The organism is Lelliottia sp. RD5, from assembly GCF_056032945.1.
The window spans coordinates 173,708-200,125 of record NZ_JBVYHQ010000004.1; the positions used below are offsets into that span (position 1 = coordinate 173,708).

The 26,418-nt window shown below is 53.4% G+C and carries 25 protein-coding genes and 1 other annotated feature; of the genes, 15 read left to right on the forward strand and 10 right to left on the reverse strand.

What is annotated here, in order from left to right; all coding sequences use genetic code 11:
• Positions 1-40 precede the first annotated feature (40 nt).
• The gene (locus tag AC0LWE_RS14960; protein WP_174342409.1) at positions 41-760 is read left to right on the forward strand and encodes a GntR family transcriptional regulator; all 720 of its coding nucleotides are present in this window, start codon (positions 41-43) and stop codon (positions 758-760) included.
• Here the strand turns inward: AC0LWE_RS14960 and AC0LWE_RS14965 are convergent.
• Positions 748-1,947 carry an enolase C-terminal domain-like protein gene (locus AC0LWE_RS14965; RefSeq protein WP_202694277.1) on the reverse strand — a complete coding sequence of 400 codons (1,200 nt, stop codon included), beginning with the start codon at positions 1,945-1,947 and terminating at the stop codon, positions 748-750. The two genes, AC0LWE_RS14960 and AC0LWE_RS14965, sit on opposite strands and share 13 nt — an antisense overlap.
• 278 nt (positions 1,948-2,225) lie before the next feature.
• Here AC0LWE_RS14965 and AC0LWE_RS14970 point away from each other — a divergent pair, with 278 nt between their 5' ends.
• The 3 genes from AC0LWE_RS14970 to ykgO all read left to right on the forward strand — a co-directional run bounded on the left by AC0LWE_RS14970 (position 2,226) and on the right by ykgO (position 4,102).
• Positions 2,226-3,605: a PTS transporter subunit EIIC gene (locus tag AC0LWE_RS14970; RefSeq protein WP_216981783.1), complete on the forward strand. Its 1,380-nt coding sequence runs from the start codon at positions 2,226-2,228 to the stop codon at positions 3,603-3,605.
• 93 nt (positions 3,606-3,698) lie between these two features.
• Positions 3,699-3,959: a type B 50S ribosomal protein L31 gene (locus AC0LWE_RS14975; RefSeq protein WP_202713810.1), complete on the forward strand. Its 261-nt coding sequence runs from the start codon at positions 3,699-3,701 to the stop codon at positions 3,957-3,959.
• Positions 3,960-3,961: 2 nt separating this feature from the next.
• Positions 3,962-4,102, forward strand: a complete 141-nt coding sequence (ykgO, locus tag AC0LWE_RS14980; protein WP_003859006.1) for a type B 50S ribosomal protein L36 — start codon at positions 3,962-3,964, stop codon at positions 4,100-4,102.
• Here ykgO and AC0LWE_RS14985 read toward each other — a convergent pair.
• Complete coding sequence (locus tag AC0LWE_RS14985) at positions 4,099-4,809, reverse strand: GNAT family N-acetyltransferase (RefSeq protein WP_202667272.1); 711 nt, start codon at positions 4,807-4,809, stop codon at positions 4,099-4,101. The two genes, ykgO and AC0LWE_RS14985, sit on opposite strands and share 4 nt — an antisense overlap.
• Before the next feature lie 99 nt (positions 4,810-4,908).
• Between AC0LWE_RS14985 and pdxR the strand changes: the two genes are divergently transcribed.
• Entirely contained in the window at positions 4,909-6,369 is a 1,461-nt protein-coding gene (gene pdxR / locus AC0LWE_RS14990; RefSeq protein WP_219346948.1) for a MocR-like pyridoxine biosynthesis transcription factor PdxR, read from the forward strand.
• On the opposite strand, the gene AC0LWE_RS14995 is transcribed toward pdxR, so the two are convergent.
• The 6 genes from AC0LWE_RS14995 to acrA all read right to left on the reverse strand — a co-directional run bounded on the left by AC0LWE_RS14995 (position 6,341) and on the right by acrA (position 13,194).
• Entirely contained in the window at positions 6,341-6,808 is a 468-nt protein-coding gene (locus tag AC0LWE_RS14995; RefSeq protein ID WP_059177926.1) for a YlaC family protein, read from the reverse strand. The two genes, pdxR and AC0LWE_RS14995, sit on opposite strands and share 29 nt — an antisense overlap.
• 118 nt (positions 6,809-6,926) lie before the next feature.
• Positions 6,927-7,478 (reverse strand): maltose O-acetyltransferase, encoded by a 552-nt coding sequence (gene maa, locus AC0LWE_RS15000; RefSeq protein WP_059177927.1) that lies wholly within the window; start codon positions 7,476-7,478, stop codon positions 6,927-6,929.
• 214 nt (positions 7,479-7,692) lie between these two features.
• Positions 7,693-7,911, reverse strand: coding sequence for an HHA domain-containing protein (locus tag AC0LWE_RS15005; RefSeq protein WP_012016344.1), 219 nt, complete (start codon positions 7,909-7,911; stop codon positions 7,693-7,695).
• Positions 7,912-7,938: 27 nt separating this feature from the next.
• Entirely contained in the window at positions 7,939-8,313 is a 375-nt protein-coding gene (tomB, locus tag AC0LWE_RS15010; RefSeq protein ID WP_059177928.1) for an Hha toxicity modulator TomB, read from the reverse strand.
• A gap of 515 nt (positions 8,314-8,828) precedes the next feature.
• Positions 8,829-11,978 carry a multidrug efflux RND transporter permease subunit AcrB gene (gene acrB / locus AC0LWE_RS15015; RefSeq protein WP_059177929.1) on the reverse strand — a complete coding sequence of 1,050 codons (3,150 nt, stop codon included), beginning with the start codon at positions 11,976-11,978 and terminating at the stop codon, positions 8,829-8,831.
• Positions 11,979-12,000: 22 nt separating this feature from the next.
• Positions 12,001-13,194 carry a multidrug efflux RND transporter periplasmic adaptor subunit AcrA gene (acrA, locus tag AC0LWE_RS15020; RefSeq protein WP_174342403.1) on the reverse strand — a complete coding sequence of 398 codons (1,194 nt, stop codon included), beginning with the start codon at positions 13,192-13,194 and terminating at the stop codon, positions 12,001-12,003.
• A 142-nt stretch (positions 13,195-13,336) separates the two neighbouring features.
• Here acrA and acrR point away from each other — a divergent pair, with 142 nt between their 5' ends.
• Positions 13,337-13,990 carry a multidrug efflux transporter transcriptional repressor AcrR gene (gene acrR / locus AC0LWE_RS15025; RefSeq protein ID WP_131486745.1) on the forward strand — a complete coding sequence of 218 codons (654 nt, stop codon included), beginning with the start codon at positions 13,337-13,339 and terminating at the stop codon, positions 13,988-13,990.
• A gap of 112 nt (positions 13,991-14,102) precedes the next feature.
• A complete protein-coding gene (gene mscK, locus AC0LWE_RS15030; protein ID WP_219346947.1) occupies positions 14,103-17,450 on the forward strand; it encodes a mechanosensitive channel MscK in 3,348 nt (1,115 codons plus the stop codon).
• A gap of 46 nt (positions 17,451-17,496) precedes the next feature.
• On the opposite strand, the gene rsmS is transcribed toward mscK, so the two are convergent.
• Complete coding sequence (gene rsmS, locus AC0LWE_RS15035) at positions 17,497-17,682, reverse strand: pleiotropic regulatory protein RsmS (RefSeq protein WP_059177933.1); 186 nt, start codon at positions 17,680-17,682, stop codon at positions 17,497-17,499.
• Between the two features lie 11 nt (positions 17,683-17,693).
• Complete coding sequence (gene priC, locus AC0LWE_RS15040; RefSeq protein WP_131486747.1) at positions 17,694-18,221, reverse strand: primosomal replication protein N''; 528 nt, start codon at positions 18,219-18,221, stop codon at positions 17,694-17,696.
• Positions 18,222-18,271: 50 nt separating this feature from the next.
• Between priC and AC0LWE_RS15045 the strand changes: the two genes are divergently transcribed.
• The 8 genes from AC0LWE_RS15045 to hemH all read left to right on the forward strand — a co-directional run bounded on the left by AC0LWE_RS15045 (position 18,272) and on the right by hemH (position 26,400).
• On the forward strand, positions 18,272-18,649 hold the full coding sequence (locus tag AC0LWE_RS15045) for a DUF454 family protein (protein ID WP_059177935.1): 378 nt from the start codon (positions 18,272-18,274) through the stop codon (positions 18,647-18,649).
• 154 nt (positions 18,650-18,803) lie between these two features.
• Complete coding sequence (gene apt, locus AC0LWE_RS15050; protein WP_000127359.1) at positions 18,804-19,355, forward strand: adenine phosphoribosyltransferase; 552 nt, start codon at positions 18,804-18,806, stop codon at positions 19,353-19,355.
• 88 nt (positions 19,356-19,443) lie between these two features.
• Complete coding sequence (gene dnaX, locus AC0LWE_RS15055; RefSeq protein ID WP_239608022.1) at positions 19,444-21,372, forward strand: DNA polymerase III subunit gamma/tau; 1,929 nt, start codon at positions 19,444-19,446, stop codon at positions 21,370-21,372.
• Positions 20,702-20,766: a sequence feature (DnaX frameshifting element), on the forward strand. (Overlaps the previous gene by 65 nt.)
• A 53-nt stretch (positions 21,373-21,425) precedes the next feature.
• On the forward strand, positions 21,426-21,758 hold the full coding sequence (locus AC0LWE_RS15060; protein WP_012016355.1) for a YbaB/EbfC family nucleoid-associated protein: 333 nt from the start codon (positions 21,426-21,428) through the stop codon (positions 21,756-21,758).
• On the forward strand, positions 21,758-22,363 hold the full coding sequence (recR, locus tag AC0LWE_RS15065) for a recombination mediator RecR (protein ID WP_059177937.1): 606 nt from the start codon (positions 21,758-21,760) through the stop codon (positions 22,361-22,363). Before AC0LWE_RS15060 ends, recR begins: the two co-directional genes overlap by 1 nt.
• Positions 22,364-22,598: 235 nt before the next feature.
• A complete protein-coding gene (gene htpG / locus AC0LWE_RS15070; protein WP_174342399.1) occupies positions 22,599-24,473 on the forward strand; it encodes a molecular chaperone HtpG in 1,875 nt (624 codons plus the stop codon).
• Positions 24,474-24,665: 192 nt separating this feature from the next.
• On the forward strand, positions 24,666-25,310 hold the full coding sequence (adk, locus tag AC0LWE_RS15075) for an adenylate kinase (RefSeq protein WP_059177939.1): 645 nt from the start codon (positions 24,666-24,668) through the stop codon (positions 25,308-25,310).
• A 127-nt stretch (positions 25,311-25,437) separates the two neighbouring features.
• Complete coding sequence (gene hemH / locus AC0LWE_RS15080) at positions 25,438-26,400, forward strand: ferrochelatase (protein ID WP_131486750.1); 963 nt, start codon at positions 25,438-25,440, stop codon at positions 26,398-26,400.
• The last annotated feature ends 18 nt before the right edge of the window (positions 26,401-26,418 follow it).

Sequence of the window (26,418 nt, forward strand, 5' to 3'; positions counted from 1 at the left end):
ATAACATGCTGCAGTGATTGATTTGATTCAGGGAAAAGTAATGAAGAAAAAAGAATTCGTGACACAAGATCTCCTGAGCAAAATTTATCAGGACACCACGCCGGGTCCGCGCAAACTGTCGCCGGAACGACAGCTCGCCGAGGAATATGGTGTGTCACGTTTTACTATTCGACAGGCGCTCGAAAAGCTGGTCAGCATTGGCGTGGTGCGGATTGTGCAAGGTTCGGGGATCTGGATCAACGAGCACGCGCGCAATAATCCCCTGGTGTATAACTCGATCACGGAAAAGCGCTTCGATCAGATTCGTTACCGGATGATCAGCCTGCATAAGAAGCGCCCGGATCGCGCCGCGCAGCAGATTTTCGGTATTGATGAGGAGAGTTTTATCTGGCACTTCTGCCGCTTGCGCTACGTCGATGACATGCCCGTACAGCTCGAAATATCGAGTATGCCTGCCGCGGATTTCCCGGATCTGAATCAGCAGGCCATTGAGCGCTCAATCCAGCAGTATGTTCTGAGCAAAGGATTGACCATTTCTCATATGTTGACCACCTATCGCGCGGTGAGCGTAGGCCGTGAACAGGCGGTGATTTTGGGCTGCAAAAAAGGCAGCCCGGCAATGCATATCAATAATCGCGGTATTCTGGATGGCGGGCGCGTGTTTGAGGTGAGCGATATTATTGATATCAACTATACCTGCACTTACGTCATTCCGTACAACCGCGACAATCTGGCCTGGCGCCAAAATCAGGGCGTGTGAAGGGTACCGTCGGGCAGACGGCTTTGTGTCCACTCGTGCGGTCGATAAACAACCGGGTGCGCCATCGCCAACGCGTCGTTGAAGCCCACGCCGATGCCGGGCTGTACGGGGGGATAGACAAATCCGTCTTTTACCTCTGGCGCGCCGGGGAACACGTCGTTTGTCGTGGCAGAGCGAGGAATAAATTCCTGAATCGCCGCATTGTGGAGGTGAATATTCAGGTGAGTGTTCACCGCGACGCCGATCGGCGTCATATCGCCCGGGCCATGCCAGGCAAGGCGTACGCCAAAAGCCTGACATAAATGCGCCAGCTTGAGCGCCGCAGTGATCCCGCCGATTTGCGAGACGTGGCAGCGTATAAAATCGATACGACGATTCACAATCAGATCGTGCCATTCAGCAGGGTTATTAAACAACTCTCCCAGCGCCAGCGGAACGCAGCTTTGCTGACGCACCTGTTCCAGCCATGCGCTTTGCTGTGGCGGCAAAATATCTTCAATAAAGTAGGGCTGGAACGGTTCGAGCTGTTTTGCCAATTGCACGGCCTGCTGTGGGAACAGCCGCTCATGGACATCATGCAAAATATGCAGCTTCCAGCCATATTTTTCGCGCAGGGCGCGGAACATCTCGACGGTATTGCTCATGTACTCTTGCTGATCGAACCATGCGCCCGGCGTAGGGTTGTCCGGGGAGTGGAGTTCGGATGGCGTACCGCCGTAAAAGCCGAGCTGACAGCGGATATGGCGATAGCCCTGCGCAATGAGCGTATCCACGGAGGCAAATAACGCTTCCAGCGTTTCGCCGCTGGCGTGGCTGTAGGCCGGGATCGCGTCGCGGGATTTACCGCCAAACAGCTGATACAGCGGCATACCGGCCAGCTGACCTTTAATATCCCACAGGGCCATGTCGACGCCTGAAATGGCATTGTTCATCAACGGGCCGTTACGCCAGTAGGCGTTGACGTTCATCATCTGCCACAGGTCTTCAATATTGTTCGCATCACGTCCAATCAGCAGGGGTCGCAGGTATTCATCCACCAGCGTTTTAACGGCCAGTGGGCGCTGCTGAAAGGTCGCACATCCATGGCCCGTGATGCCTTGTTCGGTGGTCACACGGACGGTAACCAGATTATGTCGATCAGGGCGGGTAATAAAACATTCAATATCTTTGATGATCACAGGCGTCACGAAATAACTCCTTTGCTGCACTGTGGGAATACGTTATGGGGAATATCATCACCCTAAAATCGTGAGTGGGTAAACCGTTTTTTTGACTATTTATTTTGGTCAGTTATTTATCGTAAATGTAATTTAAAACCATACCAATTTGAGCCGTTTTACGTTTTTTTGGCTTTCTGCTGGCTAATTGTGAGCGAAGTCTACTTTTATTGGTTTGTTTTGTTGTCATGCTTTAATTATTCTTCATGGCGACATTAAAACGACAACAACATCGGGCAGGAGTCTTTATGGGGACGCACGAAGCGATCAATAATATTATTCGTCTGGTCGGCGGCCAGGGGAATATTAATAAAGTCTGGCACTGCATGACGCGGCTGCGCTTTGATCTCATTGACGATAATAAAGTCGATCAAAATGAGATAAAAAAATTGCCCGGAGTGCTGGGCGCGCAGCTGCAAAGCGATCAGTTTCAGGTCATTATTGGCCCGAAAGTGAACAGCTGGTATGAACAGATGCTCACCGTATTGGGCAATAACGATACGGCGGCACCGGCAGCAACCAAAGGGCGTAAGAGCCTGATATCGCTGTTTATGGATACCGTGTCGGGCGTGTTTGGTCCTATTGTCCCTGCCATTGCAGGCGCGGGGATGATCAAAGGGCTGCTGGCAGGTTTGATCGCCCTAAAAGTGGTTTCCGCCAAAAGTGATACCGTGATGGTGATCGATCTTATTGCTAGCGGCGTGTTTTATTTCCTGCCGTTTTTCCTGGCGGTATCGGCGGCGAAAATCTTCAAAACCAACGAGTATCTGGCGGCGGCCGTCGCGGCTTGCCTGATGTATCCGTCGCTGATTGACGCGGCCAAAGCGCTGGCGACGCATCAGGAAGGGGCGGTCAGCGCGCTCTGGCTACTGAATGCGATTCCCGTTTCGGTGTTCAACTACTCCTCCAGCGTGATCCCGGTGATTTTCTCGATTCTGGCCTTGAGCTATATCCACCGCTGGGTCGATAGCATCATGCCGGACGTACTGAAGACCGTATTCACGCCCACGCTAACGCTGTTTATTGGCGCTCTGGCCGCGCTGGTGGTAATTGGCCCGATTGGCATCTGGCTAGGCAAAGGGCTGGCGTTGTTTATTGAAGGGCTGTTTAGCGTGTCGGCAAGTTTTGCCGGTTTGATTGTGGGCGCGATTCGCCCGGTAGCGATCCTCACCGGTATGCACCATGCGATGACGCCGATCGCGCTGCAAAACTTTAGCGATCGCGGGTACGACATGCTGATGCCAATGATGTTTATGGCCAATATGGCGATTGCGGGTTCTACGTTCGCCATCTGGCGCTTGAGCAGAGACCGCCAGGAGAGAACCGTTACCCTTTCAGCCGCGATTTCCGCACTGCTTGGCATTACCGAACCGGCGCTGTTTGGTGTTCTGACGCGCTACAAAAAAGCGTTTATTGCGGCCACTGTCGCCAGTTCACTGGCCTCCGCGTTTATCGCGTTCTTCGGCGTGCGGCTTTACGGCTACATTCTGTCGAGCATCTTCAGTTTGCCTGCTTATATCGGCCCCTATTTTATCTTTGCACTTGCGGGCGTGGCGATGGCGTTGGTGCTGTCATTTTTCCTGACCACGTTGCTGGTGGGCAAAGAGCAGGCTTCGCAAGACGTTTAGCGTGGTTCCCTCGCCCAATCGGGCGGGGGTTGTTTTTATCCTGTGACTCGGATAGACTTTTGTTATGTTATAACAAAACATATCGAGCGTAAGATGAAACCTAATATCCATCCGCACTACCGTACCGTCGTTTTTCACGACACCAGCGTTGACGAATTTTTTAAAGTGGGATCGACGATTAAAACCGATCGCGAAATCGAACTCGACGGCCAGACGTATCCGTACATCACTCTCGATGTCTCGTCAAAATCGCACCCGTACTACACCGGGAAGCAAAAAACCTTCTCGACAGAGGGCAGCGCGGCACGTTTCCGCCAGCGCTTTAGTGGCTTTATCAATGCGAAGCGAGGTTAACCATGCAGGTACTAAACTCGCTACGCAGTGCAAAACAGCGTCATCCGGATTGCCAGATTGTGAAACGCAAAGGACGCCTGTACGTGATTTGCAAATCTAACCCGCGCTTTAAAGCGGTGCAGGGAAGAAAGAAAAGACGTTAACGCCGTGATTCGCGCCAATTTTCCAGGGATCTTATCTGCTTGCCGTCGGCGGTGAAATTGTCGGCGGCGAGCCAGCTCTGGAATGCGCTTTCCAGTCCTGGCCATTCGCTATCAATGATCGAAAACCAGTCGGTGTCGCGATTATGCCCCTTGATCACCAGCGCCTGACGAAAACGCCCTTCATACTGAAACCCCAGACGTTGCGCCGCGCGGCGTGAAGGCGCATTCAGGCTGTTGCATTTCCATTCGTAGCGACGATATCCCAGCGTCGTAAACACATACTGCATCAGTAAATACTGTGCTTCGGTGGACATCACGGTGCCGCTGAGGCGCGGTGAAAAATGGACATGCCCAACTTCGATCACGCCGTTTTTCGCATCGATCCGCATCAAGGCTAATGTGCCGACAGGTGATTTGGTCTGGTTGTCGATCACCGTGAAGTGAATCGGATCGGACAGTTCACAAACATTCTCTACCCACGCTGTAAATTCGTCGGCAGTTGCATCCGGTTCGCGCAAAAGCCACGTCCAGCTGCGGGTGTCTTCAGCCTGCTGATAGGCGGTAAAAAGGGCTTCAGCATGTTCCGGGCGTAACGGCGTGAGCGTGCAATAATGCCCTTTTAGCGCCACGCGATCCGGATGCGGACGAGGCTGCCAGTCGTTCATCGGCTCACCCACTGGCTGACCAAACTGATTGAATTGATTCATGTTGATTCCCTTTGTCTGATGTGAATTCCAGATTAGGAAATTTGTGGCCCCACAAGAAGATCCACATGGTTATAATCATGTGGTACCACGGAGGCGGCAATGAATATTTCAGGTGACGATTTTTACGCATTAATCAATGACGTGCTGCAACGTCGCGGTGCAGAAACGCTTCAGCGATCGTTGTATCGCGGCTTGCGGGAAGCCATATTAAACGGCAGGCTGCTGGCGGAGAGTCGTTTACCGGGATCCCGCATCATCGCTGAACAGGCGGGGATTTCGCGTAACACGGTGAATGCCGCGCTGGAGCAGCTCACGCTTGAAGGCTTTTTACACCGTAATCGGCAAGGAACTCGCGTGGCTCAGGTCGGGCATCGCGATAACGTACAGTCCGCTCAGATTCTGGATATCACGCTTGCGCAGCGCGTAGCACGGCTCCCCGCTCCGACATCTCGCGCCATGCCTGTCCCGGCATTCACACCCGGCACGCCCGCGATCCACTATTTTCCCTTACCGCTGTGGCGACGTTTGTACGATCGCGTTTTACGAGAAGAAGGCAGCGCGTTGTTAGGGTATGGCGATCCGGCGGGCGAAGTGTCGCTGCGTAGCGCGATTGCCCGTCATCTGGCGCTTTCGCGTGGGATTGATTGCGATGCCAGCCAGATTGTGATTACCGAAGGCGCACTTGAAGGGGTGAACCTGTGCACTCAACTTCTCAGCGAGACGGGGGATATTGCCTGGATAGAAGATCCGGGTTACGCCGGTGCCAAAAGTGCGTTTGCGAAATCGGGCCTGACGATGGTCGGCATGCCTGTTGACGAAGAAGGCATGCGGCTGGAAACAAAAGGTGAGCACTCACCCACACTGATATTCACCTCGCCATCCCACCAGTTTCCGTACGGGAGTGTGCTAAGCATCCATCGACGATTCGCGCTGCTTGAATTTGCGCGCCAGCATAATGCCTGGATTATTGAAGATGATTACGACAGTGAATTTCGCTATAGCGGGGAACCCGTTCCAGCGATGATGGGCATGCAGAAAAATGCGCCCGTGGTCTATTTAGGGACATTTAGTAAAACACTGTTTCCCTCGCTGCGCACCGGTTTTATGGTGATGCCAAAGGCATTAGCGAACGCCGCGCAGCCCGCGCTTGGCTCGTTGCTACGCGGCGGGCATCGCGCAGAGCAGCGCACGCTGGCGTTGTTTATCGAAGAGGGACATTACGCCCGACATCTTGCTGCGATGCGGCGTTTGTACCGCAAGCGTTATAAACAGCTACGCGATGCGCTTCACGCTGAACTCCACGTTCCGCATCGGGTTTTAGCCGGGGAAGGGGGCATGCATTTGACTGTCGCTATTGACGATATTGATGATAAAGCCGTAGCACGTCAGGCAAGTCATTATCATATGGCACCCGCTGCGCTGAGCGGGTATTACCTTGACGAGCTGCAGGGGCAAACCGGTTTGGTTTTGGGGTATGGAAATACCCCTGCGTCTCAGTTTGCGCCTGGCATCAGGCGCTTGCAGACGTTAATTATGCAGTCTCGGGGCGAGAAAGGGTGAAGACGTCGTAGAAAGAGAGTTCGCCTTTCGTGGAGATCATTTTCTGCAATTTGGACTTTTGCTCTTCTTCCACATTTGGCGAATGCAAAATGCGGTTGATCAGCTCCGACGGCACATAGCGGGTGTTGTACCACTCGCCGTTATAGCAAACGCGGAAATCGAGCACGTCGATATCTTCATAGCGATAGCGCGGATTAACGTCAAAGAAGAAGAAGGCGTTAAAGACGACGAATAAAACAATCAGTAACCACACCGAGTCGATGAGCGTTTCTGACAATAGCATAACGATGAGTGTTGCGAGGAGGGCAGCATACATCGCCAAAAACAGGCCAGTATGTTTACGGATAAAGCTGATGCTAAAGCGCGGGCGATTATCGCGTTTCTCGCGGGCATTGAGATCGTCGATGGTTTCAGTAAGCAGGCGCTGTATCTCTGTCATTTATAACCTTCATGAATTTTGCAAAATACAGGGGATCTGCCCATTTTAGGGGAGTGGTTTAGCGGAAAAAAGTAACAGTTATGCGGGGAAAAAGCATAACAGTTACTCATTTTCAGTTTTACAGTGTTTTGATGATTTTGGCAGGGTTGCCGCCCACGACCACGTTAGCAGGCACGTCTTTTGTGACAACGGCGCCAGAGGCCACCACCACATTATCACCAATGGTAACGCCAGGGTTGATCACCGCTCGTCCACCAATCCAGACATTATGGCCGATGGTGACGGGTTTACCTAATTCCAGGCCGCTGTTGCGTTCGGTTGCGTCCAGTGGATGCGTGGCGGTGTAAATATGTACGCCAGGCGCCAGCATACAATTGTCACCGATGATAATGGGGCACACATCCAGCATCACGCAATCAAAGTTCGCGTAAAACCCTTTGCCGAGATAAATGTTGTAGCCGTAATCGCACCGAAAGGTCGGCTCGATATACGCGCCTTCACTTTGCCCTAATAAATCGTTTAGCAAAGCCTGACGCTCAGATTTCGCATCAGGTTCAGTGTGATTGTAGCGGTGAATCAGATGACGCGCCTGAAGGCGCTCTGCCCGTAGGGTCTCGTCCGAAGGGCGGTAAAGCTCTCCGGCGATCATTTTTTGTTTTTCTTCACTCATGGAATGCCTCACTGGAATGATACGCTCGGTATCAGCGTAAATAACCTCATCCAGAAAGGGAACGTTCCCGATAAGTTGATGTGATCAAAGTCACAGCATAAATGCCGACGCGCACGTTTGAAACGGTGGACCTGCCTTTCACGCAGGGATCGTAAATCGAAAGGTGAATTCAGCGTAAGAAGATAACGGTAGTGCCTCTAAAACAAGCCTGAAATTAACGGACAAATTTCCATACAGACACCGGGATTTTGTCATACAGTTTATTCATGGTTAGCTCGGCAAGACGATGATCTGCGGCTGAATAAAATACAGCCAGTTCATGATCGGGCAGCTCATATTTATTTTTTTCAATAACACGCTCAAGCGTGTCGAGTGACTGACAGCGACGCAAACGCATCAAATAATCTGTCTTGGTTAATGGTTTATCAGACATAAATTCACCTTAGTATTTGTAATAATTTTAACAGGAATGACTTACCGGATTAGCTCTGCTGACGTTGTTGAAACAACGGAATAGCCGATTTCCTGATTTACGCCATTTTTGCAAGTCTTGCGTGTTAATGCCATAACTACTGAACAACATAAAGGTGTCGTCCAGATATTCATCAATTTGCTCAATCAGCTTATTATCTTCATTGTACTTAATTTTATAATTAAGTGCGAAGGTTGCGATATGCTCTATCAGCTCATTAAGCTGTAAGTTGATTGCAGAGGTCGGATCATTAACCCAGCCATGGTTGCTTTCATCAAGATTGGCGAGGCAGTCATGGTACAAGGATTCGCAGAGAAATTTCAACTGCGCGATATCATGCCTTTTTGGCGAGTACTCGTCCATAGCGCATCCCCTTTTGAGTGATTCTTTACTCACCGAGCATCAACGTCGGGATGGATACAACTAGCGTAGCCTTTACGGGTACAGTTCTCCTAATGTCTTTAACTATAATCTACTCGGATCAAAATTTCATCGCGCTATTACGAAAAATTACAATTAACCTCGTAATTGAGAAAGTTAAATGAATGCTTACGGTTAGCAGGGTAAATACTTCCTTAATCGGCATTGGCATTTTTAATGCTATCTTAAGATTCATCACGTTACCCAGCCCTTGCGTATTGCGTATGAAGTCTGGATCTGTACACATCGACCTTACTTAATCCACCAGGAATAATCTTAATAATCCTGAAATGGGATCCAATTAAATTACTCAGAGTGTATGGCTTAATTTCGCTATTAAATAGGATATGCCTTATTACGTTGGCAGAAAATAAATGAACTGACAATAAGCGTAATTTATGATTTTAAGGAAAAGAAAAAGGCCGCTATTGCGGCCTTTTTATCAGGTGAAACCGGTATCAGTGGTGTTCTACTGAGTGGCTGTGTTCAACGTCTTCATTCTTGCGGCTGAAGCGGCGGCGAACCACCACAAAGAACACAGGAACGAAGAAGATAGCCAGTACGGTCGCGGTAATCATACCGCCCATTACACCTGTACCTACGGCGTTCTGTGCGCCAGAGCCTGCACCGGTGCTGATAACCAGCGGCATTACCCCAAGGATAAACGCCAGCGATGTCATCAGGATTGGGCGCAGACGCATACGTACCGCTTCCAGCGTCGCTTCAATCAGACCTTTACCCTCTTTATCCATCAGATCTTTGGCGAATTCCACGATAAGTATCGCGTTCTTCGCCGACAAGCCAATGGTTGTGAGGAGGCCCACCTGGAAGTAAACGTCGTTTGTCAGTCCACGGAACGTCGCGGCCAGCAGCGCACCGATAACCCCCAGCGGAACAACCAGCATAACGGAGAACGGAATCGACCAGCTCTCGTACAATGCTGCCAGACACAGGAACACCACAATCAGTGAAATGGCGTACAGGGCAGGGGCCTGGTTGCCCGACAGACGTTCCTGATAAGACATTCCCGTCCAGTCGTAGCCGATACCCGAAGGCAGCTTGCTGGCGAGTTCTTCCATCAGGTTCATCGCTTCACCTGTACTTTTACCTGGCGTGGCCTGGCCCAAGATTTCCATCGATGGCAAGCCGTTGTAACGTTCCAGACGCGGCGAACCGTATTCCCAATGCGAGGTTGAGAAAGCGGAGAACGGCACCATCTGACCATCGCTACCGCGCACGTACCAGTTGTTGATATCGTTCGGCAACATACGGTACTGCGCTTCAGACATGATGTAGACTTTCTTCACACGACCACGGTCGATGAAGTCGTTCACATAGCTACCGCCCCAGGCTGCGCCCAGTGTGGTATTGATGTCACTGATAGATACGCCCAGCGCCTGTGCTTTTTCCTGATCGATGTCGATCTTGTACTGCGGTGTATCTTCAAGGCCGTTGGGACGCACACCGGCCAACAGGTCAGGGTGTTTCGCCACTTCCCCGAGCAGTTGGTTACGTGCCTGAGTCAGTTTTTCGTGACCCAGACCGCCCTGATCGACGAGCTGGAAGTCAAAGCCCGTTGCGGTACCCAGTTCCACGATCGCAGGCAGGTTAAAGGCGAACACCATCGCATCTTTAATCTGTGAGAACGTGCCCATTGCACGGCCAGTAATCGCTTCAACTTTGTTTTCATCGCCCGAACGTTCAGACCAGTCTTTCAACGAGACGAACGCAATACCGGTGTTTTGACCACGACCCGCAAAGCCAAAGCCGTTAACCGCAAACACCGATTCAACGTTCGCTTTTTCTTTGGTCAGGTAGTAATCGGTCACTTCATCCAGCACTTTCTGCGTACGCTCTTGCGATGCACCCGCAGGAAGCTGCGCCATCGTCAGGAATACGCCCTGATCTTCATCCGGCAAGAAGGAGCTTGGCAGACGAACGAACAGGAACGCCATACCCACGACGATGATGATGTAGAGCAGCAAATAACGACCGGTGCTGCGCAGAATCCCGCCGATACTGTCGGTGTAGTGATTCGTGCTCTTATCGAACATGCGGTTGAACCAGCCGAAGAACCCTTTCTTGTTCTCACCGTGATCGCCTTTGGCGATAGGTTTTAGCATGGTTGCACAAAGCGCTGGCGTCAGAATCAATGCTACCAGTACCGACAGCGCCATCGCAGAAACGATGGTGATGGAGAACTGACGGTAAATCGCACCGGTCGAGCCACCAAAGAAGGCCATCGGGATAAATACTGCTGACAGTACCATCGCGATACCCACCAGTGCGCCCTGGATCTGGCCCATGGATTTACGGGTGGCTTCTTTTGGCGGAAGTCCCTCTTCGGCCATCACACGCTCGACGTTTTCGACCACCACGATGGCGTCATCGACGAGCAAGCCTATCGCCAACACCATCCCGAACATTGTGAGGGTGTTTATCGAATATCCGAAGATCGACAGGATGGCAAAGGTGCCTAACAGAACAACCGGTACGGCGATGGTTGGAATCAACGTCGCGCGGAAGTTTTGCAGGAACAAATACATGACCAGGAATACCAGAATGATCGCTTCAACCAGCGTTTTTACCACTTCGTGAATGGAGATTTTCACGAACGGGGTCGTATCATACGGGTAAACGATTTTCAGGCCTGATGGGAAGAACGGTTCCATTTTCTTCAGTTCAGCACGAATCGCGGTGGCGGTATCCAGGGCGTTTGCGCCGGTTGCCAGCTTAATACCCAGACCGGATGCCGGCTGACCATTAAATTTCGCAATAACGTCGTAGTTCTCACCACCCAGTTCTACCTTCGCCACATCGCGCAGGCGAACCTGTGAACCGTCCTGATTCACTTTCAGCAGAATTTTACTGAACTCATCCGCGGAGGTTAAACGGGTTTGCGCGATGATGGAGGCGTTAAGCTGCTGGCCTTTCACCGGCGGTGTACCGCCTAACTGACCGGCTGCAACCTGGGCGTTCTGCGCTTTAATGGCGGCAATCACGTCGACCGGCGTAAGCTGGAAGTTGTTCAGTTTGTTCGGATCCATCCAGATACGCATCGCGTATTGGGAACCAAACAGCTGCACGTCACCGACACCGGAAGTACGGCTGATCGCGTCCTTCATGTTGGCACCCACGTAGTCGGAAATATCCTCCTGCGTCATCGTGCCATTGGTGTTGATCACGCCGACAACCATCAGGAAGCTACTGGACGATTTCTCGACACTCACGCCCTGCTGCTGGACTTCTTGCGGCAGTAACGGCATGGCCAGCTGCAGTTTGTTCTGCACCTGAACCTGCGCGATATCCGCATCGGTACCAGACTCGAAGGTCAGGGTGATTTGAACCGTACCGGTGGAGTCACTGTTGGAGGACATGTACATCAGGTTATCGATACCGTTCATGTTCTGTTCGATAACCTGTGTCACGGTGTCCTGCACCGTTTTCGCATCAGCGCCAGGGTAGACGGCGGAGATTGAAACTGCTGGCGGCGCAATCGTTGGATATTGCGCGACGGGCAGCTTCAGGATCGCCAGTCCCCCTGCAAGCATGATAATGATGGCGATCACCCACGCGAATATGGGGCGATCGATAAAGAAATTAGGCATGTCTTAACGGCTCCTGTTTAAGTTAAGACTTGGTTTGTTCTGACTGGCCACCGGCTGCGGCTTGTTGTTTCTCGTCAGATTTGACTTCCTGAGCCTTCACTTGCGCACCAGGTCGTACTTTTTGCAAACCAGTAATAATTACGCGATCGCCATCTTTCAAACCTTCGGTCACCAGCCATTTGTCGCCAATCGCCTGCGTTGCAGTGATTTGACGCATTTCGACTTTGTCATCAGCACCGACAACCAGCGCGCTGGCATCGCCACGTGGCGTACGCGTTACGCCCTGCTGCGGTACCAGAAGTGCGGTTGGGTTAATCCCTTCTTCAAGACGGGCACGCACGAACATACCTGGCAACAGCGTGTGGTCAGGGTTCGGGAAAATGGCACGTAAGGTGATGGAGCCTGTGGTCTGATCGACGGTCACGTCAGAGAATTCCAGCGTCCCTTCCTGGGCGAACTTGCTGCCATCATTGGTCACCAGTTCCACTTTGGCTTTGCCGTTCTCTTGCTTCAGTGCACCACTCGCCAGCTCTTTCTGCAGACGCAGGAAATCGTTGCTGGATTGCGTGACGTCAACATAGATCGGATCAAGCTGCTGGACAGTCGCCAGCGCGTTCGCTTGACCGTTCTGAACCAATGCGCCTTCAGTGACGGAGGATTTACCAATACGACCACTGATAGGAGAGGTCACTTTGGTGTACGCCAGGTTAATGCGGGCAGTTTCGACAGCGGCCTTTGCGGCAACAACCGCAGCGTTAGCTTGTTGGGAATCTGCCTGCGCAGTGTCATAGTCTTGTTGACTGATGTATTGCGTACCGAGCAGTTTCTTATAACGATTTAGCGTGACCTGAGAAATTCGGGCTGCAGCTTCTGCTTTTGCCAAATCGCCTTTTGCGCTTTCGTAAGCAGCCTGATAGGTTGCCGGATCAATCTGATACAGAGACTCACCTGCTTTTACATCACCACCCTCGATGAAGTTACGTTTCAGGATAATCCCGTTCACCTGAGGACGAACTTCCGCAACGCGGTAAGCGCTTGTACGGCCTGGTAATTCTGTTGTGATTTGCAGAGGTTCGGTTTTAAGCGTCACGACACCGACTTCGGGTGCCTGCTGCGCTCCTTGTTGAGCCTGTTTCTCATCACATCCTGTAAGCGCTAAGCCGCCTGAGAGCATCAGAACGATCGCCAGAGGCGTTAACCCTCTGTTTTTGTTCATATGTAAACCTCGAGTGTCCGATTTCAAATTGATCAATGGATCAAAAGTCCGCAAACCCATTGCTGCGTTTATATTATCGTCGTGCTATGTTACATACATTCATAAATGTATGTAAATCTGACTACTGTAAATTCACTCACGTATGGCACGAAAAACCAAACAACAAGCGCTTGAAACTCGGCAACACATTCTTGATGTGGCGTTGCGTCTGTTTTCAAAGCAGGGCGTGTCATCAACCTCGCTGGCGCAGATTGCTCAGGCCGCGGGTGTCACGCGGGGAGCGATTTACTGGCATTTCAAAAATAAGTCAGACTTGTTTAGCGAAATCTGGGAGTTGTCAGAATCTAGTATTGCCGATCTTGAGACTGAGTATCGGGCAAAATTCCCCGACGATCCACTCTCAGTTTTGAGAGAAATACTGGTATATGTTCTTGAGGCGACGGTCATTGAAGAACGACGCCGCCTGATGATGGAAATCATCTTCCATAAATGTGAGTTTGTCGGTGAAATGGAAAGCGTGCAACAGGCACAAAGAAGCCTGTGTCTGGAGAGCTACGACCGCATCGAGTATACCCTGAACCAGTGCATTCAGGCGAAAATGTTGCCTGCCGATCTCCTGACCCGCCGGACGGCCATTCTGATGCGTGCCTATATTTCTGGTCTGATGGAAAATTGGCTTTTTTCTCCGCAGTCGTTTGACCTAAAAAATGAAGCGCGCAGTTACGTCGCGATTTTACTCGAGATGTGCCAGTTCAGCCCAACGCTTCGCGCCGGTTCCCACAACCCTCAGCTTTAATCCCCCAGGAATTTTCCTGGAGCGTGGCGTTCTCGCTATTCTGCAACTTGTGCGCATGATATTCTTCGCACCTGGCTATTTTTGGTCATCTTCTCACAGCAAACTCATAACTATGTTGCACTATTCTCGCTTGCAAAACCCTGTTTTTGCCTTAATTTTCTCCGTGCTGATTTTCTTGATGGCAGCGCCTGCCGCCTGGGCGCGTGCTGAAAATAGCACCGACCTCCCGGCGCGTGCGGATGTTCAGTCGCAGGTGGACGCGCTCAACAAACAAAAAGACCTCACGCCGCAGGATAAACTCGTCCTCGCCGATCTGACGGAAACGCTGGAGACGCTGGATAAAATCGAGCGCGTGAAGACGGAAACCGCGCAACTGCGTCAGAAAGTGGCCGAAGCGCCGGCGAAAATGCGTCAGGCGACCGCATCGCTTAGCGCATTGAGCGATGTGGATAATGACGATGAAACCCGCAAAACGCTCACGACACTCTCGCTGCGCCAGCTTGAATCGCGAGTGACGCAACTGCTCGAGGATCTACAAACCGGGCAGAGCGATCTCGCGACGTACAACAGCCAACTGGTCTCCCTGCAAACGCAGCCGGAACGCGTGCAGAACGCGATGTACAGCGCCTCGCAACAGCTTCAGCAAATTCGTAACCGCCTGAACGGGACGACGCTGGGAGAGGGCGCGCTGCGTCCCACTCAACAAACGCTGCTGCTGGCACAGCAAACGCTGCTCAATGCGCAAATTGACCAGCAGCGTAAAAGTCTGGAAGGCAATACCGTTTTGCAGGATACCCTGCAAAAACAACGTGATTATGTCACTGCGAATATTAATCGTCTGGAGCACCAGCTACAGCTCTTGCAGGAAGCGCTGAACAGCAAACGGCTGACGATCACTGAAAAAACTGCGCAGGAAGCGGTCTCCCCGGACGAAACCACGCGCATCCAGACGAATCCTTTGGTGAAGCAAGAGCTTGATGTTAACCATCAGCTTAGCCAGCGCCTGATTCAGGCGACGGAGAGCGGGAACTCGCTGGTTCAGCAAAATATTAAAGTTAAAAACTGGCTGGATCGCGCGCTGCAGGCCGAACGCAATATCAAAGAACAGATTGCGGTCCTGAAGGGCAGTCTGCTGTTATCGCGCATTCTTTATCAGCAACAGCAGACGCTGCCTTCCGCCGATGAGCTGGAAGACATGACGAATCGTATTGCCGATTTGCGTCTTGAGCAGTTCGAAGTCAACCAGCAGCGCGATGCGCTTTTCCAGAGTGACGCTTTTGTCGCGAAAGTGGAAGAGGGCCACTCCAGCGAAGTGAATGACGAAGTGCATGACGCGCTGGTGCAGGTGGTGGATATGCGCCGTGAGCTGCTGGACAAGCTCAACACACAGCTGGGTAATCAGCTGATGATGGCGATTAACCTGCAAATCAACCAGCAGCAGCTGGTGAGCGTATCGAAAAGTCTGCAGGAAATTCTGACACAGCAAATTTTCTGGGTGAACAGCAATAAACCGATGGACTGGGACTGGTTTAAATCTTTCCCCGAAACGCTGAAATCCCAGATCAAGAGCATGAAAATTACCGTGAACTGGGAGAAAGCCTGGCCTGCGGTGATGATTGCCTTCCTCGCGGGTTTGCCGTTGTTATTGATCGCGGGCTTGATTCGCTGGCGTCTCGGCTGGCTAAGAAAATATCAGGAGAAGCTGGCGGACGAAGTGGGGCAACTGCGTAATGACAGCCAGCTCCACACGCCAAAAGCGATCCTTATCGATCTGATCCGTGCGATGCCAATCTGCCTTGTGATTCTGGCCGTGGGCCTGATTCTGCTGACCATGCAGCTCAACATCAGCGATCTGCTGTGGGCATTCAGTAAAAAGCTGGCACTGTTCTGGTTGGTGTTTGGCTTGTGCTGGAAAGTGCTGGAAAAAGATGGCGTGGCAGTGCGTCACTTCAATATGCCTGAGCAGCTCACCAGCCATTGGCGTCGCCAGATTGTGCGTGTGAGCCTGGCGCTGCTGCCGCTGCATTTCTGGTCTGTCGTGGCTGAGCTTTCCCCGCTGCATCTGATGGATGATGTGCTTGGCCAGCTTGCCATTTTCCTCAACCTGCTGCTGATTGCCGTGCTGATGTGGCCGATGTGCCGCGACAGCTGGCGTGATAAAGAGTCGCACAATATGCGGCTGATCACCGTTACCGTGCTGGCGGTCATTCCGCTGGCGCTGATGGTGCTCACCGCGACGGGCTATTTCTATACCACGCTGCGCCTCTCAGGCCGCTGGATTGAAACGGTTTATCTGGTGATCCTGTGGAACCTGTTGCATCAGACGGTGCTGCGTGGCCTGAGCGTTGCGGCGCGCCGTATCGCCTATCGTCGTGCGCTGGCGCGTCGTCAGAACATGGTGAAAGAGGGCGCGGAAGGGGCGGAGCCGCAGGAGGAGCCGACCATTGCGCTCGAACAGGTTAACCAGCAGACGTTGCGTATCACCATGCTGGTGATGGTGGCGCTGTTTGGCGTGGTGTTCTGGGCGATTTGGTCAGACTTGATCACCGTGTTCGCCTATCTCGACAGCATCACTCTGTGGCAATACAACGGCACCGAAGCCGGTGCGGCGGTGATGAAAAGCGTAACCATGGGTAGCCTGCTGTTTGCGCTGGTTTCTTCGATGGTCGCGTGGGCGCTGATCCGCAACTTGCCGGGCTTGCTGGAAGTGCTGGTGCTCTCGCGTCTGAACATGCGTCAGGGGTCGTCGTACGCCATCACCACCATTCTGAACTACGTGATTCTGGTCGCGGGAGCAATGACCGTCTTCGGGTCGCTTGGTGTCTCGTGGGATAAACTTCAGTGGCTGGCCGCCGCGCTCTCCGTGGGTCTCGGTTTTGGCTTGCAGGAGATCTTCGGTAACTTCGTTTCCGGTCTGATTATCCTGTTCGAGCGCCCGGTGCGTATCGGCGACACCGTAACCATCGGAACCTTCTCCGGTACAGTCAGCAAGATCCGCATTCGTGCGACCACCATCACCGATTTCGATCGCAAAGAGGTGATCATCCCGAACAAAGCGTTTGTGACCGAGCGTCTGATCAACTGGTCGCTTTCCGACACCATAACGCGCGTGGTGATCCGTCTCGGCGTGGCGTACGGTTCCGATCTTGAGAGAGTGAAAGAGGTTCTGCTGCAGGCGGCGATGGAGCATCCAAAAGTGATGCACGATCCGGCTCCGGCGGTGTTCTTCACCACCTTTGGCCCAAGCACGTTGGATCACGAACTGCGTTTATATGTGCGTGAACTGCGCGATCGCAGCTATGCGGTGGATGAGCTTAACCGCACCATCGACCGCCTGTGCCGCGAAAATGGCATTAATATCGCTTTCAACCAGCTTGAAGTTCATCTGCGCAATGAGAAAGGTGATGAGCATACGGAAGTGAAGCGCGAAATGAAGGGCGACGACCCAACGCCGGCCTGATTTTTCCCTGCTTGAACGCTGGCTTGATTCTGGCAAATGGATTTGATTACATTCCCTCTCCCCGTGGGAGAGGGGTAGGGTGAGGGCTTCCAGCCTTCACCTTGCTTTCAAAATCCCGCGTTACAATGTCCAGCGCTTTCAGCACCGTTTCGGGCGAAAGATCGTGATTTTCCAGCAGCATAATCAAATCGACGGCCAATTTGACCTCATCAGGTGCGTTTTCCAGCGACATTTTTCTCTCCATTAACGGGTCATACGTGCAATCACGCGTTCGATCTCTTCCAGCGCCTGACGACAACGCGTGATACGGCCTTCCAGCGCGCTGACTTCACGCATTAAGCGCTGCTGATCGTCCAGCGTTTCGGCGGATTCTAGCTGCTTTTCTCGATCCCGTTTCATCTCAAACAGCCGGCGCTCAAAATCCTGATGCTCAAGACGCTTGCGCTGCCATTTTCCTGTGCCGGACGACGCGCTGTCCCAGGCGCGCAGCGGCCATGCGGTAATCTCGCGATGCAGGGCGGTGATTTGCTCGGTCAGATGCCCCGCAAGCCACGCCACCTGCTCAGGTTGCGCCTGCTTAACGGCACGCTGCAACTCCTCAAAGTGAGCCTGCGCTTCATCAAGATAATCTTTCATCAGCGTGCTGCGGGTGCGGAATAACTGCCTGTCAAAGCGGGGTTTCAGCGTCGCGTGCTGCATCAGCGGTGAGGCCTGCGCGCGCAGGGCGATCAGCTGATTTTGCAGGGTTTCCAAAAGCAAGGCTGTTTTCAATCCGCTCTCCAGTGGTAAAGTAGCCGTTCAGTTTGATAACGATTCGCATTATGAAGCGTACTATTTTAATCATCATTGGCTGGCTTGCGGTAGTGCTTGGCACGTTGGGCGTGGTTTTACCGCTCCTGCCGACCACGCCGTTTATTCTGCTGGCGGCCTGGTGTTTTGCCCGCTCGTCGCCGCGATTCCACCAATGGCTTCTGTATCGCTCGTGGTTTGGCGGCTATCTGCGCCACTGGCAACAATACCGGGCGATGCCGCCTGGGGCAAAGCCTCGCGCCATTGCGGTGATCCTCATTACCTTTGCCATTTCATTGTGGCTGGTCAAAATGATGTGGGTACGCATTCTGCTGCTGGTGATTCTATCCTGCCTGCTTTTCTTTATGTGGCGAATTCCCGTGGTTGACGAAAAACAACAAAAGCACTGAAGAGCGCCGATCGCTGTTGCAATTATCCCGCGCAGCCAGTAAATTCGACCGTTTTCGAGCACAGGTGCGCCTGGTCAAAGGTTAATCAATTGTAACGTTGACCGGACTTTTATGCGCGCCGTGGGTAACACCGTTTTTAACCAGGCATACATTTATGACCGCAACTGCGCAGCAGCTTGAATATCTGAAAAACAGCATCAAAAGCATCCAGGATTATCCGAAGCCTGGCATTCTTTTCCGTGATGTCACCAGCTTGCTGGAAGACCCGAAAGCGTACGCTCTCAGCATTGAACTGCTGGTTGAGCGTTACAAAAACGCCGGGATCACCAAAGTAGTAGGAACAGAAGCGCGTGGCTTCCTGTTTGGCGCACCGGTTGCGCTGGCGATGGGCGTGGGCTTTGTACCGGTACGTAAACCGCGTAAATTGCCACGTGAAACCATTGCTGAAAGTTATGAGCTGGAATACGGCACCGATCAGCTGGAAATCCATGTTGATGCGATTAAACCCGGCGATAAAGTGCTGGTTGTCGACGATCTGCTGGCAACGGGCGGCACGATTGAAGCAACCGTGAAACTGATCCGCCGTCTGGGCGGTGAAGTGACCGACGCAGCGTTTATCATCAATCTGTTCGATCTGGGTGGCGAACAGCGCCTGGAAAAACAGGGCATCACCAGCTACAGTCTCGTTCCTTTCCCGGGTCATTAATCCCGACTCCCGCAACCTCGCCCAACGGGTGAGGTTGTGTTAGCATGACCCCCCTGAATTCCACCTTCCAGCGTTGCAGAGCCTGCCCATGAGTTATCAGGTGTTAGCCCGAAAATGGCGACCCCAAACCTTCGCTGACGTTGTCGGCCAGGAACATGTGCTGACCGCCCTGGCGAACGGTTTATCGCTAGGACGTATTCATCACGCGTATCTATTCTCCGGCACGCGCGGCGTCGGCAAAACGTCTATTGCCCGTTTGCTGGCAAAAGGCCTCAACTGCGAAACCGGGATCACCGCCACACCGTGCGGCGTGTGTGATAACTGTCGTGAAATCGAGCAGGGGCGTTTTGTCGATCTGATTGAGATCGATGCCGCGTCGCGCACAAAAGTCGAAGACACCCGCGATCTGCTGGATAACGTGCAGTACGCCCCGGCGCGTGGCCGCTTCAAGGTCTATCTGATCGATGAAGTCCACATGCTGTCGCGCCACAGCTTTAACGCCCTGCTGAAAACGCTGGAAGAGCCGCCATCGCATGTCAAATTCCTGCTGGCGACGACCGATCCGCAAAAGCTGCCGGTCACGATTCTGTCGCGCTGCCTGCAGTTCCATCTGAAGGCGCTGGACGTCGAACAGATCCGCGCGCAGCTCGAACATATTCTTGACGAAGAAAAAATCGTCCACGAACCGCGTGCGCTGCAACTGCTGGCGCGTGCCGCAGACGGTAGCCTGCGTGATGCGTTAAGCCTCACCGATCAGGCCATTGCCAGCGGTGACGGCCAGCTTTCTACGGTCGCGGTCAGCACGATGCTCGGCACGCTCGACGACGATCAGGCGCTGTCGCTGGTGGAAGCCGTGATCGAGGCGAACGGCGAACGCGTGATGTCGCTGGTCAACGCCGCGGCGTCTCGCGGCGTGGAGTGGGAAGCGCTGCTGGTGGAAATGCTCGCTTTGCTGCACCGCGTGGCCATGTTGCAGCTTTCGCCTGCCGCTATCGGCGCAGATATGGCCGCGATTGAACAGCGGATGCGCGAACTTGCGCGCATCGTTCCGCCTACCGACGTTCAGCTTTACTATCAGACGCTGCTGATCGGTCGCAAAGAGCTGCCGTTTGCGCCGGACCGCCGTATGGGCGTTGAAATGACGCTTTTGCGCGCGCTGGCGTTTCATCCGCGCAAGCCGTTGCCCGAGCCTGAAGTGACGCAACAATCTTTTGCTCCGGTCGCGCCAACCGCCGTGTTGACGCCACCGCAGGTGCCGCACGATCCTGCGCCACCACCCCGGCAGGACGTTTCGCTGCCGGATGCCACCAGTTCGGTGCTCGCCGCCCGCAATCAGCTACAGCGCGCGCAGGGAGCAACCAAGCCAAAAAAGAGTGAACCGGCAGCGCCAGGAAGAGCGCGGCCGGTTAATAACGCCGCACTCGAACGACTCGCCTCGGTAACGGAGCGTGTGCAATCGCGCCCCGCATCCAGCGCAGCTGAAGTCAAAGCCCCGGCGAAGAAAGAGGCTTACCGCTGGAAATCGACCAACACCGCAGTAGAGGTGAAAGTCGACGTTGCCACGCCGAAAGCGCTCAAAAAAGCGCTCGAGCATGAGAAGACGCCAGAGCTGTCAGCAAAGCTTGCCGAAGAGTCGCTTGAGCGTGATGCCTGGGCCGCGGAGGTCAGTAAATTGCCGTTGCCGAAGCTGGTGGAACAGGTTGCGCTGAATGCCTGGAAAGAGCAGGACGGAAATCATATCCGCCTGCACCTGCGTCCGAGTCAGCGGCACCTCAATTCCCCGTCAGCGCAAAAGGTGTTGACGGAGGCGCTCGCCGCATTACACGGTGTGCCGGTTGAATTGACTATCATTGAAGATGATAATCCCGAGATGCGAACGCCGCTGGAGTGGCGACAGGCCATTTATGAAGAGAAGCTTGCGCAGGCGCGCGAGTCGATTATTGCGGATAACAACATCCAGACTCTGCGTCGTTTCTTCGACGCTGACCTGGATGAAGAAAGTATTCGCCCCCTTTGATCGTGAGTCTGACTTACGGTTTTAATCGTTAAACGTGAAAGAGAGAGAAGCCTATGTTTGGTGGAAAAGGCGGTCTGGGTGGCCTGATGAAGCAGGCTCAGCAGATGCAGGAAAAAATGCAGAAGGCACAGGAAGAGATCGCCCAGCTGGAAGTCACGGGTGAATCTGGTGCTGGTCTGGTGAAAGTCACCATTAACGGCGCGCACAACTGCCGCCGCGTGGAGATCGATCCAAGCCTGCTCGAAGACGACAAAGATATGCTGGAAGATCTGGTTGCTGCTGCATTTAACGATGCTGCGCGCCGTATCGACGAAACGCAGAAAGAGAAAATGGCTTCTGTTTCCAGCGGTATGCAACTGCCGCCGGGCTTCAAGATGCCGTTCTGATGCAAACCAGTCCGCTGCTCACGCAGTTAATGGAAGCGCTGCGCTGCTTACCGGGCGTCGGCCCAAAGTCAGCACAGCGCATGGCGTTTACGCTGTTACAGCGCGACCGCAGCGGTGGGATGCGCCTGGCGCAGGCACTGACCCGCGCCATGTCAGAAATTGGTCACTGTGCGGATTGCCGTACGTTTACCGAGCAGGATGTGTGCAATATCTGCACCAATCCGCGTCGTCAGGAAAACGGTCAGATTTGCGTGGTGGAGAGTCCAGCGGATATCTACGCCATTGAGCAAACCGGGCAGTTTTCGGGCCGTTATTTCGTGCTGATGGGGCATCTGTCTCCACTGGATGGGATTGGTCCGGACGATATCGGTCTGGATCGTCTTGAACAGCGTCTTGAATCCGAGACGCTCACCGAGGTGATTCTCGCCACCAACCCCACGGTGGAAGGCGAGGCGACAGCGAACTATATCGGTGAGTTGTGCGCACAGTATGGCGTGAGCGCCAGCCGAATCGCCCACGGCGTGCCGGTCGGCGGTGAGCTGGAAATGGTGGACGGCACCACGCTGTCCCACTCTTTAGCGGGTCGTCACAAGCTTGTTTTCTGACCAAACGGAGGTCGCATTCGTGGCCTCCGCTTGAAATATTCTCTTCTTATCCCCATCTCTCCCTCAACGCTTTGTACCCGTCATATTTTACGTTACAGGTGCGTTGGCTGCGTTCGTTCACCCCAGTCACTTACTTAGGTAAGCTCCCGGGGATTCTCTGACTTGCCGCCTTCCTGCAACGCGAATTATTTAGGGTATCCACTTCATTAAATGGCATTGTTGAGGTCGATTGAATATGAAAGGACAAGAAACCCGTGGTTTCCAGTCAGAGGTCAAACAGCTTCTGCATCTGATGATCCATTCCCTGTATTCCAATAAAGAAATCTTCCTGCGCGAACTGATTTCCAACGCCTCGGATGCGGCGGACAAGCTGCGTTTTCGCGCGTTGTCCAACCCGGATCTGTATGAAGGCGACGGCGAACTGCGCGTGCGCGTCTCTTTCGATAAAGACAACCGCACCCTGACTATCGCTGATAACGGTATCGGCATGAATCGCGACGAGGTGATCGATCATCTCGGTACGATTGCTAAATCTGGCACCAAATCCTTCCTCGAATCCATGGGTTCCGATCAGGCGAAAGACAGCCAGCTGATCGGCCAGTTCGGCGTGGGCTTCTACTCTGCGTTTATCGTGGCGGATAAAGTCACCGTCCGCACCCGCGCGGCGGGCGACAGCGCAGAAAACGGCGTGTTCTGGGAATCTCATGGCGAAGGTGAATACACCGTTGATGACATCACCAAAGCCGATCGTGGTACCGAAATCACCCTGCACCTGCGTGAGGGCGAGGACGATTTCCTGAATGACTGGCGCGTGCGCTCGATCATCAGCAAATACTCCGATCACATTGCACTGCCGGTCGAGATTGAAAAAACCGAAGAGGTCGACGGTGAAACCGTGGTCTCCTGGGAGAAAATCAACAAGGCGCAGGCGCTGTGGACGCGTAACAAGTCTGAAATTAAAGACGACGAATACAACGAATTCTATAAGCACATCGCCCACGACTTTACCGATCCGCTGACCTGGAGCCACAACCGTGTGGAAGGTAAGCAGGAATACACCAGCCTGCTGTATATCCCGGCGCAGGCGCCGTGGGATATGTGGAACCGCGATCACAAGCACGGTCTAAAACTGTACGTACAGCGCGTGTTCATCATGGACGACGCTGAACAGTTCATGCCGAATTACCTGCGCTTTACCCGTGGTTTGATTGATTCCAACGATCTGCCGCTGAACGTCTCGCGTGAAATCCTGCAGGACAGCACCGTAACGCGTAACCTGCGTAACGCGCTGACCAAACGTACGCTGCAGATGCTGGAAAAACTGGCGAAAGACGACGCGGAAAAATACCAGACCTTCTGGAAACAGTTCGGCCTGGTGCTGAAAGAAGGCCCAGCGGAAGATTCGGGTAACGTAGAATCTATCGCGAAGCTGCTGCGCTTTGCCTCTACGCACACCGACTCTTCCGAGCAGACCGTGTCGCTCGAAGATTACGTGTCTCGTATGAAAGAAGGGCAGGAGAAGATCTACTACATCACCGCTGACAGCTACGCTGCCGCGAAGAGCAGCCCGCATCTGGAACTGCTGCGTAAGAAAGGCATCGAAGTGCTGCTGCTTTCCGATCGCATCGATGAGTGGATGATGAACTACCTGACCGAGTTCGACGGTAAAGCGTTCCAGTCCGTGGCGAAAGCGGACGAATCCATCGATAAACTGGCGGATGACGTGGACGAAACCGCGAAAGAAGCCGAGAAAGCGCTGGAGCCGTTCGTTGAGCGCGTGAAAACGCTGCTGGGCGATCGCGTTAAAGAGGTGCGTTTCACCCATCGTTTGACCGACACGCCGGCAATTGTCACCACTGAAGCCGACGAAATGGGCACGCAGATGGCGAAACTGTTCGCTGCTGCCGGCCAGGCGATGCCAGAAGTGAAATACATCTTCGAGCTGAACCCGGATCACCCGCTGGTTAAACGCGCGGCAGACACGCAGGATGAAACGCGTTTTGCCGAGTGGGTTGAGCTGCTGCTGGATCAGTCCCTGCTGGCTGAGCGCGGTACGCTGGAAGATCCAAACCAGTTCATCAAGCGCGTGAATGCGTTGCTGCTGGCGTAATTAAACGCACCTCCCCTGGTCTTCTCCCTCTCATGTGGGAGAGGACCAGGGTGAGGGCTTCAGACCGCGCTCTCCCAAATAATCCCCCCGTTAACCGTTTCAGCCTCCCCGCCTTCCTTGAGCCATACCCGTTCTGATGGTATTGTTTAGCGCTTTTGAAAAATTGAACCAACTTTTGAGGGGATTTTCGCAATGCGTATTATTCTGCTTGGCGCTCCGGGCGCGGGTAAAGGAACTCAGGCTCAGTTCATCATGGAGAAATACGGTATTCCGCAAATCTCTACGGGTGACATGCTGCGTGCCGCTGTTAAATCTGGCTCTGAGCTGGGTAAAAAAGCGAAAGACATCATGGACGCTGGCAAGCTGGTAACTGACGAACTGGTTATCGCCCTGGTAAAAGAACGCATCACTCAGGAAGATTGCCGTAACGGTTTCCTGCTGGACGGCTTCCCGCGTACCATTCCGCAGGCTGACGCCATGAAAGAAGCGGGTATCAACGTGGATTACGTTCTGGAATTTGCCGTTCCTGACGAGCTGATCGTTGATCGTATTATCGGTCGTCGCGTGCATGCTGCTTCTGGCCGCGTTTACCACATCAAATTCAACCCACCAAAGGTTGAAGGCAAAGATGACGTGACCGGCGAAGAGCTGACCACGCGTAAAGACGATCAGGAAGAGACCGTACGTAAACGCTTGGTGGAATACCATCAGATGACCGCGCCGCTGATTGGCTACTACTCTAAAGAAGCGCAGGCGGGTAACACCCAATACGCGAAAGTTGACGGCACCAGGCCGGTCGCTGAAGTGCGTGCAGAGCTGGAAAAAATCCTCGGCTAATCACGCTCCTCTCACCCGGAGCTCTCTGGGTGAGAAATATTCTCACCAGTACCTATTGCAGCAATGGGTTCCGTTTACACGCTTTTCAGTTACAATCATCAGCCATTCAAATGGTTAAGAGGCGTGAATGAGTCAGGCGAAAACCGGCATCCTGCTTGCCAATCTGGGCACTCCAGAAGCACCCACTCCAGCGGCAGTTAAGCGTTACCTGCGACAGTTTTTAAGCGACACGCGCGTCGTCGATACCCCACGCGTCTTGTGGTGGCCGCTGCTGCGTGGCGTCATTCTGCCGATTCGCTCCCCACGCGTTGCCAAACTTTATCAGTCCGTGTGGATGGATGAGGGCTCTCCGCTGATGGTCTACAGCCGTCGTCAGGAGAAAGCGCTTGCCGCCCGATTGCCCGACATGCCCGTGGCACTCGGCATGAGCTATGGCAAACCGTCCCTGGAAAGTGCGGTCGAAAACCTGCTGTCACAGGACGTTGAGCATATCGTGGTGCTGGCACTGTATCCGCAATATTCCTGCTCGACGGTCGCTGCGGTTTGGGATGAGCTGGCGCGCATTCTCGCCACTCGTCGTCACATTCCTGGCATCACCTTTATCCGCGATTACGCCGATGATGAGATGTACATTGCGGCCCTGGTGAACAGCGCGCGCGCATCGTTCGCTAAGCACGGCGAGCCGGATCTGCTTTTACTCTCCTATCACGGGATTCCGCAGCGTTATGCCGACGAAGGCGATGACTATCCGCAGCGCTGTCGCGACACCACGCGCGAACTGGTTTCGGCTCTGGGCCTGCCGCCAGAAAAAGTGATGATGACCTTCCAGTCTCGCTTTGGTCGCGAACCCTGGCTGACACCTTACACCGATGAAACCCTGAAAATGCTCGGTGAAAAGGGCGTGAAGCACGTTCAGGTGATGTCGCCTGGCTTTTCGGCGGACTGTCTGGAAACGCTGGAAGAGATCGCGGTGCAGAACCGGGAGTTTTTCCTCGAAGCCGGCGGCGAGAAGTACGAATACATTCCAGCTCTGAATGATTCGCCAGAGCATATCGAGATGATGGTTTCACTGGTAACGACGCGTCGCTAATCGCGTATTGGGCCGGGT

Bases quoted from the DNA above. Each gene is read 5' to 3' on its own strand.
- AC0LWE_RS14970 (WP_216981783.1), top strand. From the start codon at position 2,226: ATGGGGACGCACGAAGCGATCAATAATATTATTCGTCTGGTCGGCGGC.
- AC0LWE_RS14985 (WP_202667272.1), bottom strand. From the start codon at position 4,809: ATGAATCAATTCAATCAGTTTGGTCAGCCAGTGGGTGAGCCGATGAAC.
- adk (WP_059177939.1), top strand. From the start codon at position 24,666: ATGCGTATTATTCTGCTTGGCGCTCCGGGCGCGGGTAAAGGAACTCAG.
- htpG (WP_174342399.1), top strand. From the start codon at position 22,599: ATGAAAGGACAAGAAACCCGTGGTTTCCAGTCAGAGGTCAAACAGCTT.
- acrA (WP_174342403.1), bottom strand. From the start codon at position 13,194: ATGAACAAAAACAGAGGGTTAACGCCTCTGGCGATCGTTCTGATGCTC.
- mscK (WP_219346947.1), top strand. From the start codon at position 14,103: ATGTTGCACTATTCTCGCTTGCAAAACCCTGTTTTTGCCTTAATTTTC.
- AC0LWE_RS14960 (WP_174342409.1), top strand. From the start codon at position 41: ATGAAGAAAAAAGAATTCGTGACACAAGATCTCCTGAGCAAAATTTAT.
- tomB (WP_059177928.1), bottom strand. From the start codon at position 8,313: ATGGACGAGTACTCGCCAAAAAGGCATGATATCGCGCAGTTGAAATTT.
- AC0LWE_RS15045 (WP_059177935.1), top strand. From the start codon at position 18,272: ATGAAGCGTACTATTTTAATCATCATTGGCTGGCTTGCGGTAGTGCTT.
- apt (WP_000127359.1), top strand. From the start codon at position 18,804: ATGACCGCAACTGCGCAGCAGCTTGAATATCTGAAAAACAGCATCAAA.
- AC0LWE_RS14975 (WP_202713810.1), top strand. From the start codon at position 3,699: ATGAAACCTAATATCCATCCGCACTACCGTACCGTCGTTTTTCACGAC.
- maa (WP_059177927.1), bottom strand. From the start codon at position 7,478: ATGAGTGAAGAAAAACAAAAAATGATCGCCGGAGAGCTTTACCGCCCT.
- recR (WP_059177937.1), top strand. From the start codon at position 21,758: ATGCAAACCAGTCCGCTGCTCACGCAGTTAATGGAAGCGCTGCGCTGC.
- ykgO (WP_003859006.1), top strand. From the start codon at position 3,962: ATGCAGGTACTAAACTCGCTACGCAGTGCAAAACAGCGTCATCCGGAT.
- dnaX (WP_239608022.1), top strand. From the start codon at position 19,444: ATGAGTTATCAGGTGTTAGCCCGAAAATGGCGACCCCAAACCTTCGCT.
- AC0LWE_RS15060 (WP_012016355.1), top strand. From the start codon at position 21,426: ATGTTTGGTGGAAAAGGCGGTCTGGGTGGCCTGATGAAGCAGGCTCAG.
- acrB (WP_059177929.1), bottom strand. From the start codon at position 11,978: ATGCCTAATTTCTTTATCGATCGCCCCATATTCGCGTGGGTGATCGCC.
- rsmS (WP_059177933.1), bottom strand. From the start codon at position 17,682: ATGTCGCTGGAAAACGCACCTGATGAGGTCAAATTGGCCGTCGATTTG.
- acrR (WP_131486745.1), top strand. From the start codon at position 13,337: ATGGCACGAAAAACCAAACAACAAGCGCTTGAAACTCGGCAACACATT.
- hemH (WP_131486750.1), top strand. From the start codon at position 25,438: ATGAGTCAGGCGAAAACCGGCATCCTGCTTGCCAATCTGGGCACTCCA.
- pdxR (WP_219346948.1), top strand. From the start codon at position 4,909: ATGAATATTTCAGGTGACGATTTTTACGCATTAATCAATGACGTGCTG.
- AC0LWE_RS15005 (WP_012016344.1), bottom strand. From the start codon at position 7,911: ATGTCTGATAAACCATTAACCAAGACAGATTATTTGATGCGTTTGCGT.
- AC0LWE_RS14995 (WP_059177926.1), bottom strand. From the start codon at position 6,808: ATGACAGAGATACAGCGCCTGCTTACTGAAACCATCGACGATCTCAAT.